This window comes from uncultured Kluyvera sp., assembly GCF_902485085.1.
Taxonomy (GTDB): Bacteria; Pseudomonadota; Gammaproteobacteria; order Enterobacterales; family Enterobacteriaceae; genus Kluyvera; species Kluyvera ascorbata.
Window position 1 is genome coordinate 66,582 of sequence record NZ_CABTJS010000140.1, and the last position, 16,922, is coordinate 83,503.

18 protein-coding genes are annotated in these 16,922 nt (G+C 55.2%); 9 read left to right on the plus strand and 9 right to left on the minus strand.

Going from position 1 to position 16,922, the window contains the following annotated elements; translation table 11 throughout:
• Positions 1-86: 86 nt before the first annotated feature.
• The 5 genes from RDN66_RS16850 to RDN66_RS16870 all read left to right on the plus strand — a co-directional run bounded on the left by RDN66_RS16850 (position 87) and on the right by RDN66_RS16870 (position 4,266).
• Complete coding sequence (locus RDN66_RS16850; protein WP_035893221.1) at positions 87-1,055, plus strand: threo-3-hydroxy-L-aspartate ammonia-lyase; 969 nt, start codon at positions 87-89, stop codon at positions 1,053-1,055.
• 57 nt (positions 1,056-1,112) lie between these two features.
• Positions 1,113-1,739 carry a transcriptional regulator gene (locus RDN66_RS16855; RefSeq protein ID WP_035893232.1) on the plus strand — a complete coding sequence of 209 codons (627 nt, stop codon included), beginning with the start codon at positions 1,113-1,115 and terminating at the stop codon, positions 1,737-1,739.
• 114 nt (positions 1,740-1,853) lie between these two features.
• Positions 1,854-2,858 (plus strand): dicarboxylate transporter/tellurite-resistance protein TehA, encoded by a 1,005-nt coding sequence (tehA, locus tag RDN66_RS16860; protein WP_202217925.1) that lies wholly within the window; start codon positions 1,854-1,856, stop codon positions 2,856-2,858.
• Complete coding sequence (tehB, locus tag RDN66_RS16865; RefSeq protein WP_035893225.1) at positions 2,855-3,451, plus strand: tellurite resistance methyltransferase TehB; 597 nt, start codon at positions 2,855-2,857, stop codon at positions 3,449-3,451. The genes tehA and tehB overlap by 4 nt, the downstream gene beginning before the upstream one ends.
• A gap of 146 nt (positions 3,452-3,597) precedes the next feature.
• Complete coding sequence (locus tag RDN66_RS16870) at positions 3,598-4,266, plus strand: DUF3313 domain-containing protein (RefSeq protein ID WP_115074110.1); 669 nt, start codon at positions 3,598-3,600, stop codon at positions 4,264-4,266.
• A 62-nt stretch (positions 4,267-4,328) separates the two neighbouring features.
• On the opposite strand, the gene RDN66_RS16875 is transcribed toward RDN66_RS16870, so the two are convergent.
• The 6 genes from RDN66_RS16875 to RDN66_RS16900 form a co-directional block, all read right to left on the minus strand.
• Positions 4,329-5,501, minus strand: coding sequence for a cytochrome c biogenesis protein DipZ (locus tag RDN66_RS16875; RefSeq protein WP_202217926.1), 1,173 nt, complete (start codon positions 5,499-5,501; stop codon positions 4,329-4,331).
• Positions 5,501-5,680, minus strand: coding sequence for a hypothetical protein (locus RDN66_RS16880; protein ID WP_202217927.1), 180 nt, complete (start codon positions 5,678-5,680; stop codon positions 5,501-5,503). Before RDN66_RS16880 ends, RDN66_RS16875 begins: the two co-directional genes overlap by 1 nt.
• Before the next feature lie 99 nt (positions 5,681-5,779).
• Positions 5,780-7,114: an ATP-binding protein gene (locus tag RDN66_RS16885; RefSeq protein ID WP_308538046.1), complete on the minus strand. Its 1,335-nt coding sequence runs from the start codon at positions 7,112-7,114 to the stop codon at positions 5,780-5,782.
• Positions 7,111-7,848: a response regulator gene (locus tag RDN66_RS16890; protein WP_035897254.1), complete on the minus strand. Its 738-nt coding sequence runs from the start codon at positions 7,846-7,848 to the stop codon at positions 7,111-7,113. The genes RDN66_RS16885 and RDN66_RS16890 overlap by 4 nt, the downstream gene beginning before the upstream one ends.
• A 36-nt stretch (positions 7,849-7,884) precedes the next feature.
• Positions 7,885-8,826, minus strand: a complete 942-nt coding sequence (locus tag RDN66_RS16895) for an alpha/beta fold hydrolase (protein ID WP_123652171.1) — start codon at positions 8,824-8,826, stop codon at positions 7,885-7,887.
• 276 nt (positions 8,827-9,102) lie between these two features.
• Positions 9,103-10,002, minus strand: coding sequence for a DMT family transporter (locus RDN66_RS16900; RefSeq protein WP_035897251.1), 900 nt, complete (start codon positions 10,000-10,002; stop codon positions 9,103-9,105).
• Between the two features lie 184 nt (positions 10,003-10,186).
• Here RDN66_RS16900 and RDN66_RS16905 point away from each other — a divergent pair, with 184 nt between their 5' ends.
• Positions 10,187-11,056, plus strand: a complete 870-nt coding sequence (locus RDN66_RS16905) for an AraC family transcriptional regulator (RefSeq protein WP_035897249.1) — start codon at positions 10,187-10,189, stop codon at positions 11,054-11,056.
• Here RDN66_RS16905 and RDN66_RS16910 read toward each other — a convergent pair.
• Positions 11,033-12,199: a benzoate/H(+) symporter BenE family transporter gene (locus tag RDN66_RS16910; RefSeq protein ID WP_308538047.1), complete on the minus strand. Its 1,167-nt coding sequence runs from the start codon at positions 12,197-12,199 to the stop codon at positions 11,033-11,035. The two genes, RDN66_RS16905 and RDN66_RS16910, sit on opposite strands and share 24 nt — an antisense overlap.
• 135 nt (positions 12,200-12,334) lie before the next feature.
• Between RDN66_RS16910 and RDN66_RS16915 the strand changes: the two genes are divergently transcribed.
• Complete coding sequence (locus RDN66_RS16915; protein ID WP_202217930.1) at positions 12,335-12,910, plus strand: helix-turn-helix domain-containing protein; 576 nt, start codon at positions 12,335-12,337, stop codon at positions 12,908-12,910.
• 199 nt (positions 12,911-13,109) lie between these two features.
• Positions 13,110-15,068, plus strand: coding sequence for a U32 family peptidase (locus RDN66_RS16920; protein ID WP_202218109.1), 1,959 nt, complete (start codon positions 13,110-13,112; stop codon positions 15,066-15,068).
• Between the two features lie 50 nt (positions 15,069-15,118).
• Here RDN66_RS16920 and RDN66_RS16925 read toward each other — a convergent pair whose 3' ends face one another.
• A complete protein-coding gene (locus RDN66_RS16925; protein WP_202217931.1) occupies positions 15,119-15,475 on the minus strand; it encodes an acid shock protein in 357 nt (118 codons plus the stop codon).
• 336 nt (positions 15,476-15,811) lie between these two features.
• Entirely contained in the window at positions 15,812-16,375 is a 564-nt protein-coding gene (locus RDN66_RS16930) for a recombinase family protein (protein WP_308538048.1), read from the minus strand.
• Between the two features lie 106 nt (positions 16,376-16,481).
• Here RDN66_RS16930 and RDN66_RS16935 point away from each other — a divergent pair, with 106 nt between their 5' ends.
• Positions 16,482-16,922: a hypothetical protein gene (locus tag RDN66_RS16935; RefSeq protein ID WP_308538049.1), complete on the plus strand. Its 441-nt coding sequence runs from the start codon at positions 16,482-16,484 to the stop codon at positions 16,920-16,922.

Sequence of the window (16,922 nt, forward strand, 5' to 3'; positions counted from 1 at the left end):
ACCATTGTGAATCGCGAGCGAACCGGTGTATAACCCACAGTTAAACGAATAGTATTATTTAATACAAAGTGTATTGAGGTGATGAAATGAGTGAACAAAAGCTCCCTGATTACGGCGACGTAGTGGCCGCGGCAGAACGCATTGCGGGCTACGCGAACCGAACACCGGTGATGACCTCACGGACGGTTAATGAGGCGTTTGGTGCTGAAGTCTTTTTCAAATGTGAGAACTTTCAGCGTATGGGGGCGTTCAAATTTCGCGGAGCGATGAATGCGCTGCTGCAGTTTACGCCTGCCCAGCGTACGGCAGGGGTCGTAGCGTTTTCATCCGGCAACCACGCGCAGGCAATTGCCCTGTCGGCGAAGTTGCTAGGCATTCCGGCCACCATCGTGATGCCGCTGGATGCTCCTGCGGTTAAGGTGACCGCGACGAAGGGCTATGGCGCTAAGGTTGTCACTTACGATCGCTATACCGAAGACCGAGAGCAAATTGGCCGTGACCTGGCGCAAAAATACGGCCTGACGCTGATCCCGCCGTATGACCATCCACACGTGATTGCCGGTCAGGGGACAGCGGCTAAAGAGCTGATTGAAGAAGTCGGCCCACTGGATGCGCTGTTTGTCTGCCTTGGCGGCGGTGGGCTGCTTTCGGGTTCTGCGCTGGCGGCTCGTCATTTGTCGCCGGAATGCGCCATTTACGGCGTTGAGCCAGAGGCGGGGAATGACGGTCAGCAATCGTTTCGCAGCGGGAAGATTGTTCATATCGACACCCCTAAAACCATCGCCGACGGCGCACAGACCCAGCATCTTGGGGCGATCACCTTCCCGTTAATTCAGCAGAATGTTGATGACATTCTGACGGCCAGCGATGATGAACTGATCGCGGCGATGACCTTCTTCGCTGAGCGCATGAAAATGGTGGTTGAGCCAACCGGGTGCCTGGGATTTGCCGCCGCGCGGGCGCGAAAAGCTACGTTACAGGGTAAGAAGGTGGGCATTATCATCAGCGGTGGTAATGTGGATATCAGCCGCTATGCCGCCTTGCTGGCGGGCTAGCATCGAGTCGCCTGTCCTGACAGGCGGCATCATCTTATGGAAGACAAGGCGCAACAGATGGCAAATCATGATGACCACTCCCTGCTAAAGCAGATTGAGACCATTGCAAAAGGGCTCAGCGACACCTTTGCGCCGTTTTGTGAAGTGGTGGTGCATGACCTGACGCACCCGGAACACTCGATACTGGCGATCCACAATAATTTATCCGGTCGTAAGGTGGGCGAACCCACGACGGAAATGGGGCTTGCGCGTATCTCCTCACCGGACTTCCCGGCGCTGGTTGCCAACTACGCGAATCAGTTTGCTGACGGTCGCCCGGTGAAAAGCACCTCTATTGGTATTAAAGATACCTCGGGACAGTACGTTGCGGCGCTGTGTCTGAACGTCGACATGACGCTGTTTCGCGGAATGCAAAGCGCATTGGCGCAGTTTACCTCGGTGGAGAACGCCCCGGTAGAAGAGCATCTTGAGCCGTCGGGGCTTGAGACCATCCGCCTGCGGATTGACCGTTTCGCCGCGAAGCGGGCCACGACCGCACGAGCGCTGAGCCCTGATGACCGAAAATCGGTGATTCAGGCGCTGCGAGCGGAAGGATTGCTTGAGCTACGTAAGTCTATGGAGACAGTGGCGCAGCATCTGGGAATATCCCGAGCCACGGCTTATCTCTATGCGCGGCAGAAGTGAAATATGAGCGGGGATTTCACAGACTGAAGTTCGTCTATACTTCCTTTTCGCGCTAGCGCGGCATAAAAGAATCATTTAAAATGCAACTTAACTAAATTTGATTAATTAAACTAAATGCATAATAACGATAATGAAGCACGGGTCCTTAATCTGCCCGTAGGCTACTTTGGGATGGTACTGGGCACCATTGGTATGGGCTTTGCCTGGCGTTATGCCAGCACGATTATGCCGGTAAGTCATTCTATTGGTGATGCGCTGGTGGTGCTCGCCATCATGATGTGGGGCTTGCTGACGCTGGCCTTCCTGACACGGGCGGTGCGCTTTCCGTACAGCGTCTGGCAGGAGATGAATCATCCCATTGCCAGCAGCTTTGTCAGCCTGTTTCCGGCCACTACCATGCTGGTGTCGATTGGCGTAACGCCGTGGGTAAGACCGCTGGCGCTGGCATTGTTTTGTATCGGGGTGACGTTGCAGCTCGGTTACGCTGCCTGGCAAACCGCCGGACTGTGGCGAGGGGAGCATCCTGCGGATGCGACAACGCCGGGGCTCTATCTCCCTACCGTTGCTAACAACTTTATTAGCGCAATGGCCTGCGGCGCGCTGGGCTTTAACGATGCCGGGCTGGTGTTTCTTGGTGCTGGGGTTATCTCGTGGATTACCCTCGAGCCAGCCATCGTCCAGCGTTTGCGCAGCGGCGGCGTGCTCTCCGTACCGCTACGAACCTCACTTGGCATTCAATTGGCCCCGGCGCTGGTGGCCTGTAATGCGTGGCTGAGCATCAACGGCGGTCATGCGGATGTGTTCGCCAAAATGCTGTTCGGCTACGGGCTATTGCAGCTACTGTTTATGCTGCGCCTGATGCCCTGGTATCTGCGCCAGGTGTTTAACGCCTCGTTCTGGAGCTTCTCGTTCGGTATTTCCGCACTGGCCTCCACCGGGCTGCATCTTGGGCACGCCAGCGGTTCTGGTTTTTTCCATAACCTGGCGCTGCCGCTGTTTATATTCACCAATATCGTGATCGGCCTGCTGCTGATTAAAACGCTGCTATTGCTGCTTCAGGGTAAACTTTTGACCCGTGTTGCGCGGTCAACACTGATGAAACCGAAGGATGAACAATGACAACTCGTGACGAAAACTACTTCACCGAAAAATATGGCCTGACCCGCACCCATTCCGATGTGCTTCACGCGGCGTCGCTGATTAAACCAGGTAAAACGTTAGATCTTGGCTGTGGCAACGGGCGTAACAGCCTCTATCTGGCAGCGAACGGCTATGACGTCACGGCGTGGGACAAGAATCCGATGAGCATTCAGAATCTGCTCTCGATTCGTGAGTCTGAAGGGCTGGAAAATCTACAGGCGGCGGTGAAGGACCTGAACACGCTGACCTTTGACGGCGAGTACGATTTTATTCTGTCGACGGTGGTGATGATGTTCCTTGATGCGAACACCATTCCGCGCTTGATCCCGAATATGCAGCGCTGCACCAAACCGGGTGGCTATAACCTGATCGTTGCCGCGATGGATACCGATGATTTCCCTTGCACGGTCGGTTTCCCGTTTGCGTTTAAAGCCGGTGAGCTGAAAAACTATTATGAAGGGTGGGATTTGCTGAAATATAACGAAGATGTCGGCGAACTTCATCGTACCGACGAAAACGGCAATCGTATTAAATTACGCTTCGCTACGATGCTGGCACGTAAGAATTCATAATTAATATTTATATAACGGGCGCAAGCCCGTTATATCGTGAATGTTATTTTTGAATAATGAGAGCGCCCTCCATTTTTGTCGCGACAAACTCCTGATTCATTTGCTATAACTTACTGGCATTTGTGCATTTATCAGGGATTATTCTCATGCGTACTCAAGCGTTTTTCAAAGCGGCGGCCCTTGTGGGCGTTCTGGCATTAGCAGGCTGTGCATCAAAGACCACAACTCCTCAGCAATACTCAGGATTTTTAAAAGACTATTCTGGCCTGAAGGAAGCAACAACGGCGTCAGGAAAAACGGAACTGCGTTGGATCTCACCGGACTACAACCCGGCTAACTACGCGAACGTCGTCTACAACCCGGTAACGTATTATCCGGTACCGAAGCCGACGACCCAGGTTGGGCAGAAAGCGCTGACCGACATTCTGAACTACACCAACACCGAACTGAAAAAAGCCATCAGCGAGCGTAAGCCGCTGGCAACCACAGCTGGCCCACATAGCCTGATCTTCCGCGGCGCGATTACCGCCGTTGACTCCAGCAAAGAAGGCCTGCAGTTCTATGAAGTGATTCCAATCGCGATGGTGGTTGCGGGTACTGAAGCCGCCACTGGCCACCGCACTATGAATACCAACCTCTACTTTGAAGGTGAGCTGATTGACGCGGCGACCAACAAGCCGGTCATTAAAGTGGTGCGTAAAGGCGAAGGTAAAGACCTGTCTAACTCCAACGCTCAGCTGACGCTTGATACGTTGAAACAGGTGATTGATGATATGGCGATTGATGCGGTTAAATTCGATCCATCGCAGAAATAATTTTACTTTGGCGTGATGAATAATAGAGGGCGACACTCAGGTGCCGCCCTTATTTTATTTATTCAGACTTTTGCTTCTTTTAAAAGCGCGACAATCGCCGCATCTTGCTCCGCATAATTTCCCTCACCGAAGAAGGTATATCGTAACTGGCCTCGAGCGTCGAAAAGATAGTGCGCTGGCCAGTATTGATTCCCAAAAGCGCTCCAGATTTGGTAATTATTGTCGGTGACGACGGGATAGGTGATGTGCCATTTTTTTACCGCGTCTTGCACCGCGTTGACGTTTTTCTCATGTGGATATTCCGGCGTATGTACGCCAATGACCTCCAGACCCTGCGGCCGATATTTTTCCGCCCACCCACGCACGTGTGGCAGCGTGTGCTGGCAGTTAATACAGTCGAAGGTCCAGAAATCTATCAGCACCACTTTGCCTTTGAGCGACTCGCTGGAGAGAGGGGCGCTGTTGATCCAACCGGTACCGCCGTCCAGCGGCGGCAGGGCGCTATCGGCGACCGGCTGAAGCTTCACCGGGGTGACAGGAAGCCAACTGACCAGATGCTGCTCAAGCTGCGCCGTGAGACCCGTCGCGCCTTGCAGTACGTTGGTGGTGCCGGATGCAATCAGCACCACCGACGCCATCATCGTCATCCCGGCCAGCTGTTTCAGGCGCTCGACCACGGCTGTCCTGTTGCGTAACCAATGCAGCACGCGCTGCCCGCCAAGCCAAAGCAGCCCCAGCATGGCGGCACAGCCGCTCCCGTAGGCGGCGAGGAGCACGCCGCTGGAGGCGCTACTGCCCTGAACAACGCCAAGACTCAGGATAGCGCCCAGCACCGGGCCTGCACATGGCGCCCATAAAAGTCCGGTTGCAATGCCTGCCAACAATGCAGCCATCACGCCGCGACGGCTCAGACTTTTGTCGTTTACCCGGTTTCCTAATCGCACCGCCGGAGCCATCAGGCGCTGGGCGATGCGCGGGGATATAAGCGATAGCGCCACCGTGCCAAGAAAGACGAGCGCCAACCAGCGGCCTGCCTGCGCCACGTGTACGACCCAGGCGCTGGCAACCGTCACCAGCAGCGACAGTACGGTAAACATCACAACCATACCCGCGAGCATAGCGAAAAGATGTCGCTTCTGGCCTTTCACGCTGGCAAACAGGAAGGGGATCACCGGCAGCGTGCAGGGGCTTAGCAGCGTTAACATCCCGCCGAGAAACGCGATGATAATAGCCATCAGACACCTCCTCGTACGTTACGAACACGAGCCGGTTGGTCGGCGGTTTGTACCGCATACGTGGGGATGCTGCTGCCTGTGAGTGCCGTGCGTAGCGTCTGGCTATCGGCGGCGGCGCAGGCAGCCGCCTGTAAGGTGGTGGCAGCAAAGCCGAAGAAAAACTGTCTGAACCGGGTCATAAATCACCTCATCTTAACGATGCCTGGCTGGCAGGCGATGAGATGATTTAATCGTACCGGTGTCGTGGGAATGTGTCGGCAAAAGGCCGTTTTGTCTGCTTACATGTCGTTGGATGGCGCAGATACATGAAGATACAAAGGCAGCTGCAGTTTCGCCGACAGGCCACCCTGCGGACGGTTGCTGAGGCTGAGCTTACCCTGTAAACGTACCGCCAGCTGCGAGGCAATAGCAAGCCCCAGCCCGGTGCCGCCGGTGTGGCGGTTGCGCGAAGACTCCAGCCGGTAAAACGGTTGCAGCACGGCGTCCAGTTCATGGTCTGGTATACCGGGCCCGTTGTCCGCAATATCAATGATCAGCCAATGGTCATCGACCTGCTGAAGCGTTAATTGCGCTGATTCGCCGTACTTCAGCGCGTTATCGACGAGATTCGTGACCACGCGCCGTAGCGCCTGAGGGAAGGTGGTGAGCGCCATCGGCGTGCCCGGAGAGCGGTACGTTACCGGATGCCCGGTATCGGTATAGTCGCATACCAGGGTGTCGAGAAACGCGTTAAGGTCGAGGCGCTGGCTTGGCTCCTGAACGCTTTCGGTGCTGCGCGCATAAGCAATGCCTTCGCGCACCAGACGCGCCATGGCATCCAGATCCTGCATCAGCTTGTCCTGTAACGCTGGTTCCTGCGCCATCTCGACTCTCAATTTCATGCGCGTGATTGGCGTTTGCAGGTCGTGAGAGATAGCGGCAAGAATGTGCGTGCGCTCTTTGAGATAGTGCTGGATTCTCGCCTGCATGGCGTTAAAGGCTCGTGCCGTCTGTTGTACCTCCAGAGGGCCGTGCTCGTTCATCTGTTGCGGACTGCCGGAGGCGGGCTCGAGGGTCTCTACCGCGCGGGTAAACTGCCGCAGTGGGCGAACAACCTGGCGTACGGCAAGCCAGGCGAAAATCAGCAGTAGCAGGGGTTGTGCTACCAGTACGATGGGGAACCAGCGGGCAAGCGCCGGAAGCTGTGGATGCATGTCAATTGTTAATGGGCTGCCATCACTGAGGCGTAGGTGAGCCTGAATATGCTCACGCGGGCCGGGGAGGTGGCTTACCGTCAGTGAATACTTATTTCCCAGCGCATTGTTAAGCGTCTCGACAATGCTGCGCGTTCGCCAGCCGGTGGGTGCCGGCCCCGATTCACCTGCCGTAGTCAGATACTGATAGTTGCCGCGCGCCAGACGGGCAAGCCAGGCTTGACGTTCGCTTGCGGGCAGGCGGTCGAGGATGGCGACGCTGGTGGCAACATCGTTCTCCAGGGTATTGAGCATCACGCTGCGCGCGCTGCTCATTCGCTCGTACAGCAGCAGCGACAGCGTCAGACTATTGGCCAGCAGCAGGCCGCCAAGCACGATCAACACCAGCCGATAAAGCAAAGATTGCGGCCATAGCCTCATTCGTGGTGTTCCCTAATTTCCACCGGCATTGCCAGCACATAGCCTTCACTGCGCACGGTTTTGATATACGCCGGTTCGCGAGCGTCATCGTTCAGGCGCTGGCGCAGGCGGCTGACCAGAAGATCGATTGAGCGTTCGAACAGCTCTGCGTCGCGCCCCTGGGTCAGGCTGAGCAACTGGTCGCGGCTTAACACCCGTTGCGGATGATCGACAAACACCCGCAGCAGACGGTACTCCGCGCCGCTTAACGCCACCACCAGTCCGCTATTGTCTATCAGGTGTCTGGCGGTGGTATCGAGCTGCCAATCGCCGAAGGCAATCAGACGCCCGGTTTCGCTAATCTGCAAATTGGGCGGCAGGGCACGATAGCGGCGAAGAATCGCTTTAATACGCGCCAGCAGTTCGCGGGCGACAAACGGCTTCACCAGATAATCGTCCGCGCCCATCTCCAGCCCCAGAATGCGGTCTGCATCATCACCGCGGGCGGTGAGCATCAGCACCGGCACGTTCTGGCGATCGTTACGTAGCTGGCGGCACAGCGTCAGCCCGTCGTCGCCGGGCATCATGATATCCAGCACCACTAAATCCACCTGATTGCCGCCCATATAGGCGCGCATCGCTTTGCCGTTGCTGGCCCCTGTTGCCCGGTAGCCTGATTTGATCAGGTAGTCGACGACCAGTTCACGGATGTCGTGGTCGTCGTCCACCACCAGGATATTATCGATATGTTCCATGCATTCTCCACAAAGGGCTAAGGGGCCACGGTGACGCTACAGCTTATCGGCATCGATGACCGCGGTCGTAAAATCAGTCGGATCTTCTTGCGGCGGGTTATGACCGACATGGGCACCAAAAGTACGGTGCTCATACTTGCCGGTAAAGTGCGACGCATAGGTTTTTGGGTCCGGGTGTGGTGCGCCGTTGTTACCGCCTTCAATGGTGATGGTCGGTACGGTAATGGGCGGCAGCGTCGCCAGCTTCTGCTCATATTTATCGTATTTTGCTTCGCCTTTTTCCAGCCCCTGACGCCAGCGATAGTTATTTATCGTTATCGCCACGTGGTCCGGGTTATCCAGCGATTTGGCGCTGGTATTGAAGGTCTCATCGCTGAATTTCCAGTCTGGAGAGGCCTGCTGCCAGATAAGTCTGGCGAAGTCGTGGGTGTTTTTGGCGTAGCCCGCCTGGCCGCGCGGTGTGGCGAAATAAAACTGATACCACCACTGGAGTTCCGCTTTCGGCGGCAGCGGCTGCTCGCCGATTTTCTGGCTGCTGATGAGATAGCCGCTCACGGAAACCAGTGATTTCACGCGTTCCGGCCACAGTGCCGCAACAATATCAGCCGTGCGCGCGCCCCAGTCGTATCCCGCGAAATCCGCCTGTTTAATGTTCAGCGCGTCCATCAGCGCCACAATATCGGCCGCCATCGCGGAAGGTTGGCCGTTACGCGGGGTGCTGGCAGAGAGAAATCGGGTGGTGCCATAGCCGCGAAGATGGGGAACAATCACACGAAAGCCTTTGCTGGCAAGCGCGGGTGCGACTTCAGCATAGCTGTTGATGTCGTACGGCCAGCCGTGTAGCAAAATGACCGGCTGTCCGTCGCGGGGGCCAATATCGACGTAGCCGACGTCGAGCACGCCAGCGTGAATCTGATGGACCGTTTTAAAATCGTTGGCGTAGTCGGTTGCTGCCAGCGCGGGAATCGCGGAGGCCATCAACACAGAGGCCAGACACAGACGGTGAAAGCGGGATACGTTAGAGGCTGAAGCGTTCATGAATTTCTCCTGGACAGAGGCTTGATATCATCAAATCAAAAACGATAGCGAACGAAGTATAGGTGGCTATCGCGACCAGATAATAAAAACAATCTGAAGTGTCGAGGATGTGTGGGAATTCTTGAATTTTGCCAGCCACTGTATCCGGGAAGGGGCCGGATACAGTGTGATACAAACTGCGATATTGTAGCCCGGCCGAGCAAAGCGACGCCGGGATCACGCCCGACTTAAAAACGGCACGCGCCACATCTCTGGCTTGGCAAACATCACCAGGTTGCCCAGCAGAATCAGCACCAGTCCGAGAACCGCGTTCGCGTGCCACTGATAGCCTTCGTACATCGTCGACAGTGTCAGCGCGACCAGCGGGAACAGCAGCGTGCTGTAAGCGGCATTGCTGGCACCGATACGCCCGACCAGGGTGAAATAGACGCCAAAGGCAATCACCGAACCGAAAATCGCCAGATAGAACAGCGCGCCCATGTAGCTCACCGTCCACTGCGGCGTGAAATCATCGCCGCGCAGCAGGGCGATAACGCCAACGATTATCGTACCGTACAGCATTGCCCAGGTATTGGTGGTCAGAGTTTCCAGCCCACGCCGCTGGTGGCGCAGGCTCAGCATGTTGCCCAGCGAGAAACCGTAGGTCCCAAGCGCGCTGAGTAAAATCCCGGCCAGCAGCGTGCTGCTCATGCCGACTGCGCGCAGGTCATCCCAGAAGAGGGTGATAATGCCGCACAGCCCTAGCAGGGCGGCCAGATAAAAGCGCTTTGGCGGCGTCTGGCGGAAGAAGATAAAGCTGTTGATGGCGTTAAACAGCACCGCCATGGAGAAAATCACCGACTCCAGCCCGGTATTAATCCACTTTGCCGCCGTGTAGAAGCACAGAAAGTTGAAGCCGAAAACGCAGCAGCCTTGCAGAATGCAGAACAGGTGGTCGCGCAGCGCCAGCGGACGCAGACGACGCAGGCACAGCAAAATGGTCATCATGGTGACGCTGGCAATGGCGAAGCGCCAGAAAATCGAAACGGCCTCAGGCACCGGGCCCTGTTGTAAAAAGATGGCAATCCAGGTGGTTCCCCAGATAACAACGACCAGAGCATAGAGCAGCGCGTTCATAGTTCCTCGCATCAATAACGATAAAAAAAACAGTGTGACGCGATGCACATCCCGGCGCTTGCAGAAGGCTGCGGGCGACTTGCATATTCTTGCGGTTTTTTTGCCAGCGGGTCGTGCAGAACGCTAGATTCTCCGGCCGACAGCCCCTAGACTGGCACTATCGTTAATCGTGATAGATATGTTAATGGCCTACGCAACCTTTGAGAGATTACAGAGTCAGAACGCACAGCTGCGGGAAACCGTTGCGCTTAACTCTGGGATCCAACTGGCGGCCTGGTATAACAAATGCGATAACCTGACGGTTAAGAGCGATCATCACACGCTTAGTCTGTACGTAGCAGATGGCTACGAGAGCTATCAGAAAACGCCGCACGGCTGGAAGAATGGCGGAGGGCCAGACCGTTTCTGCCTGATGCCGAAAGACTCGGAATCAACGTGGGATATCCGCGGCGATCTATCATTTGTGCATCTCTATTGCACCGATGAGCATCTGCGTAAGGTGGGCGAGCAGGTGTGGGATCGCAGCCCAGCAACCTTAACGCTCGACGAACACATTTTTGGTGACGACCCGAAGATAACGCTACTGTACCGCCAGTTTCTGCTGGGCTATGACTGGCAGCAGCCCGCTAACCAGCTTGCTTTGAGTAGTGCCAGCACCCTGTTGCTGACGCACCTCATCCAGCATCATGCCAACGTACAGTGGCGACTACCGACGGTAACCGGCGGGCTGGCTCCGGTGGTACTGCGTAATACGCTCGACTATATCGACGCCCATCTCTCTTCAGCGCTGACTCTTGCCGACCTCGCCGCGCAGGCGACCCTAAGCGAATACCATTTTGCGCGCATGTTCCGCCAGAGCGTGGGCCTGGCACCGCATCAGTACGTGATGCAGCGCCGGATGGACTGCGCGCAGCAGATGGTGCGTTACACCACGCAATCCCTGACCGATATTGCCCTGTGCTGTGGGTTTAGCTCCGCCAGCCATTTCAGCAATCGCTTTAAAGCGGTGAATGGCATGACGCCGTCACAACTACGCGCGGGTCTTGCGGGATAACAGCGCGAAGCTGACGCCGCCAATCACTAACCCCCAGAACGCCGACCCCACGCCCGCCAGCGTTATCCCGCTGGCGGTGACCAGAAAGGTGACCATGGCTGCGTCGCGTTCTCTATCGTTATTCAATGCCTGAAACAGGCTTCCTCCCAGCGTACCGAGCAGCGCCAGTCCTGCCAGCATCTGGATCCACACCGTCGGTAGCGCTGACATCAGCGCGGTAATGGAGCCGCCAAAGACCCCGGCAATCAGATAGAAAACCCCTGCGGCAGCCGCCGCCTGCCAACGCTTGAGCGGTTCGGGGTGGGCATCCGGGCTCTGACAGATGGCGGCGGTAATGGCGGCGATGCAGACGGAGTACACCCCGAACGGTGCCAGCAAAAGGCCAAATGCGCCGCTGACCACAATCAGCGGCGAAATCGGAACGTGATAGCCGGAGGCCTGAAGCGTGGCAAGCCCTGGCGCATTTTGCGACGCCATCGTCACGAGGAAAAAGGGAATACCGACGCTCAACAGTTGGGTTAGGGAAAAGTGTGGGGTAATAAACTGCGGGACGACCACGGCCAGACTCAAGGAATGAGTGACAATGTCACCTTTTAAAGCTGCCATTACGATACCCACTGCCAGCGCCGCGACAACCGCGTAGCGCGGCGCGAGGGCTTTAAACAGCAGCCAACCCACCAGCATGCTGCCGCACAGCACCAGCTGTCCCTGCAACGTGGCAAATGCCTGCAGACCGAAACGCAGCAAAATACCGGCCAGCATGGCCGCCGCCAGCGAATGCGGAATCAGCTTCATCAAGCGGGCAAACCAACCGGTCAGGCCGCAGATAACAATTAGTGCGTTGGCAAAAATGAAAACGCCTACCGCGTCGTTGAGCGTCGCCCCCTGTAAGCCGCCCACCAGAAGCGCCGCGCCGGGCGTTGACCAGGCGGTTAAAATCGGCACTTTTCGCCACAGGGTCAGCGCTAGCGTGCTGACGCCCATCGCCAGACCGAGCGCGGTCATCCAGCCAGATATTTGCATTGATGTTGCACCCGCCGCTGCGGCGGCCTGCCAGATAATCGCCGCAGAGCTGGCATAGCCGACCAGCACGGCAATAAAACCGGCCAGCACGGTGGGGAAAGGAACGAAAGCGGTTCGCATAAAAGCCTCTTGTGCGCTATAACATCCAATTAATGTAGCATTGTGCGTTATAGCGCACAACAGTCGGTTATGATTTGCTAAAACGGCGCAGGCAGCGTGGGGTATACTTCGGCGATGGAAGAAAATGGAGGTGGAATGAATATTGCGCAACACCTGGCAGCGACGCTGAAATCCTTACGTCAACAGCGTGGCTGGAGCCTATCTAAGCTCGCGGAAGAGACGGGGGTCTCTAAGGCGATGCTGGGGCAAATCGAACGCAACGAATCCAGTCCAACAGTCGCAACGCTGTGGAAAATTGCGACCGGCCTGAACGTGCCGTTCTCGGTGTTTATCACGCCTGAAGTACCGGGCGCAGAACAGTCGTTCGACCCGCAGCAGCAGGCGATGGTCGTCACGCCGGTATTTCCCTGGGACCCGGTACTTTTCTTTGACCACTTTTCTATTACCCTGGCGCCGGGGGCGTTAAGCGAATCGACCCCGCATGAAAAAGGGGTGATTGAGCATGTGGTGGTAATTAGCGGCCAGCTTGATATGTGCATTGAGGGCGAATGGCGCATGCTGTACGCCGGAGAAGGGCTGCGGTTTGCCGGGGATCTGGCGCATGCGTATCGCAACAGCGGCGAGCAGGTAGTGCATTTCCACTCTATTATTCATTATCCCAAAGAAAACGCCGCAGGCAGGCCTGCGGCAAATCATGACAATGAACCATAACGTGGCCGTTACGAGGAAAGTCCGGAATACGGAAATGACTCTAACTGACTGATGTCGAAAGCAGAAATACCCATTTCGGCAATAGGTTACTGAAATTTTGCTAACCGTGGCGCACAAGCGCTGGAAACTGTTTTCGTCCGCCGCGGCTTCTGGCTACAATAGCCGCCATTTTGTGACCCGACTGGATAACCTCGACCGTATGCGCCAGCAGAATGCCTTTCTTGAACTCCTTAGCCCTGCTCGCGACACTGCAATTGCTCGCGAAGCGATTCTTCATGGTGCCGATGCCGTGTATATCGGCGGCCCAGGCTTTGGCGCACGCCACAACGCCAGCAACAGCCTGCAGGATATTGCCGCGCTGGTGCCGTTTGCCCATCGCTACGGTGCTAAAATCTTTATTACGCTCAACACTATTTTGCATGATGATGAGCTTGAACCCGCGCAGAAGTTGATTACCAGCCTGTACGACGCTGGCGTTGATGCGCTGATTGTGCAGGATATGGGCATTATGCAGCTCGACCTACCGCCCATCGAACTGCATGCCAGCACCCAGTGCGATATTCGCACCGTTGAGAAAGCGAAATTCCTGTCTGACGTTGGGTTCAGCCAGATAGTGCTGGCGCGCGAGCTGAATTTGCAGCAGATCAAAGCCATTCACGACGTGACCGACGCGACCATCGAGTTCTTTATTCACGGCGCGCTGTGCGTGGCGTATTCCGGCCAGTGCAACATTTCACACGCTCAGACCGGGCGCAGCGCCAACCGCGGCGACTGCTCACAGGCTTGTCGTCTGCCGTATACCCTGAAAGACGATCAGGGGCGGGTGGTCGCGTTTGAAAAACACCTGCTGTCGATGAAAGATAACGATCAGACCGCCAACCTCGGCGCGTTGATTGACGCGGGCGTGCGTTCCTTCAAGATTGAAGGGCGCTATAAAGACATGAGCTACGTGAAGAATATCACCGCGCACTATCGCCAGATGCTCGATACGATTATTGAAGAACGCGGCGATTTGGGCCGTGCTTCTGCCGGTCGCACTGAGCATTTCTTCGTGCCATCAACGGACAAAACCTTCCATCGCGGCAGCACCGACTATTTCGTTAACCAGCGTCAGATGAATATTGGTGCGTTTGACTCACCGAAATTTGTCGGTCTGCCGGTCGGGGAAGTGCTGAAGGTCAATAAAGACACTCTCGACGTAGAAGTGAGCGAACCTTTGGCTAATGGCGATGGGTTGAACGTGTTGATTAAGCGTGAAGTGGTGGGCTTTCGTGCCAACACGGTAGAGAAAATCGGCGAAAATCGCTATCGCGTGTGGCCGAATGAGATGCCAGCTGACCTCTATAAAGTACGTCCGCATCAGGTGCTTAACCGCAACCTGGACCACAACTGGCAGCAGGCGCTGCTGAAAACGTCCAGCGAGCGCCGTATTGCGGTGGATATCGAGCTTTCCGGCTGGCAGGAACAGCTGGTGCTGACGATGACCAGCGAAGACGGCGTTAGCGTCACGAATACCTTAGACGGTGAGTTTGCTGCCGCCAATAACGCTGATAAAGCGCTGAGCCAGCTTCAGGACGGGATTGCGAAACTGGGTCAGACCATTTATTACCCGCGCGGCGTTGAGGTGATGTTGCCGGAAGCGCTGTTTGTGCCGAACAGTATGCTGAACCAGCTGCGCCGCGAGACCGTGGAAATGCTCGACAACGCGCGCCTGGCGGCTTACGTGCGCGGTAGCCGTAAAGCGGTGGCGAACCCGGCGCCGGTCTACCCGGAAAGTCATCTGAATTTCCTGGCCAACGTTTACAACCATAAAGCGCGCGAGTTTTATCATCGCTATGGCGTGCAGCTGATTGACGCGGCCTATGAGGCGCACGAAGAGAAGGGTGACGTGCCGGTGATGATCACCAAACACTGCCTGCGCTTTGCGTTCAATCTGTGCCCGAAACAGGCGAAAGGCTCTATCAAGAGCTGGAAGGCGACGCCGATGCAGCTGGTTAACGGTGATGAAGTGCTGACGCTGAAGTTTGATTGCCGTCCGTGCGAAATGCACGTGATTGGCAAAATCAAAAATCACATTCTGAAGATGCCGCTGCCAGGGAGCGTAGTGGCGTCGGTGAGCCCGGATGATTTGCTGAAAACGCTGCCGCGTCGTAAATAGTGAGGAAGCAACAATGCTAAAAAAAGGCCGGAAATTCCGGCCTTTTTTATTTAGTCATGCTGCCCGTCTTTTGGTGGCAGTTTGTTGTCGCCGTCGTGTTTTGGCGGCTGGCCTTTGCCATCATGCTGCGGGCCTTTATTGTCGTGCGGCGGCTGGCCTTTGCCATCGTGCTGTTGGCCTTTTTGGTCGCGCGGGGGCTGACCTTTGCCGTCGTGCTGCTGGCCTTTTTGGTCGCGCGGGGGCTGACCTTTGCCGTCGTGCTGAGGGCCTTTGTTGTCATGCGGCGGCTGACCATTATGCTGCTGTTCTACAGGTGGTTTTTTTGGTGGTTCCTGATGATCAGCTGCGAAAGCGGTTGAACACAGACCCATAGCCAGGATTGCAGACAGTGCAATAATTTTTTTCATCATGTACTCCATACATTGCTTTTGTGTAATGGCCTTAGTTGACCAATAAAAAATGGAGGAAATGTGAAGGCCCCGGCCAATTAAGAATAGTCCGGGGATTTAAAGCTGATACTGCCATTTCATTGTTATATCAAGACTTAAAACCGGCAGCCGTCATTGAAGCGGCTCATTAAAAGCGCGAAAGCGTCTCACTAAAGTTACGACAGAAAGCTGATTCGTGTTTTTAATGAGACACAATATTTAAAAACGCTTAAACCGTGGCTAATAGCTTGTTTAAAATACAGCGGAGCTCAAGAAGCTATCATAGCCACCAGTATGGCGGTTTAGTGCTGGTGATCACAAAGCTGCAGAGATACAGATAGGAAATTTTTTATAAAGCGTCGAAACTCCCACTCCATATAGTTCAGATACCTCTTTATGCGTTCTTCCAGCCCTCAGCGCTGACTCACATCTATTCCAGTCCTCGTCTGTAAATTTGGGTCGCCGCCCACCACAGCGCCCTTTGGCACGTGCCACAGCCAAACCAGCCAACGTCCGCTCACTATTAAGGTCAGATTCATACTGTGCTGCTGAGAGGATATTACGGAAGTTATAACGGCCACTAGCTGTACTGAGGTCAACACCATCGGTAATGGACCGTATGTTTACATTGCGCTCTGCCAGGTTCTGAAAGGTCAGTAAAGCGTGCAGAACGTTACGGCCGATACGATCCAGTTTCCATATAACCAGTTCATCTCCTGGCTCCAGCATATCAACCACCTTTTTCAATATTGGACGGTTTGTCTTACGACCTGAAGCCTTCTCTTCGAATATTAATTTGCATCCAGCAGCTCTGAGCGCCTGCATCTGAAGCTCGGTGTCCTGATGGTTACTTGATACTCGCGCATACCCAATAATCATAAGTCTGATCTCCATTCGTTTGAATGCGTTCAGGCTAACAAAAAAGCACTGAAGGTTGGGGTTCAGGAACCGCAGGATTGAATGTGATACGAGGCTCTTTACCTGGTTGACGATTCACCGTTTTAGCGAAACTTCTCGGTTGACGTTTTTGTTATTTCCCGAAAATGTTGGTCTGGAAGAAATTGCAAAGGCAGGCGTTGGGACGGGCTTTCTGTCGGGCAACGGATACATGAAAATCCCGTTGATAATCTCAGGGCTCAAGGTGGAAGGCATCATTCAGTGGGGAACCGCACTTGTAACCGCAAAGACGACAGCCGGACAGGGAACAACCTATATTTCTTTCCCTGTAAAATTCCCCTCATCCTGCCTTCAGGTCGTCGCAACACATGATGAACCCAACGGTTCTAACGCATTATTTTCCGTGGGTTCCTTAGGGAGTGGTGGTTTTTGGGCTTCTGTATACAAGCTAACTGCAAATGGCGCAGGTAATGCAGTTATCGCTATCGACGGCAGCGCGACGCTTCGCTACATCGCAATTGGGTATTAA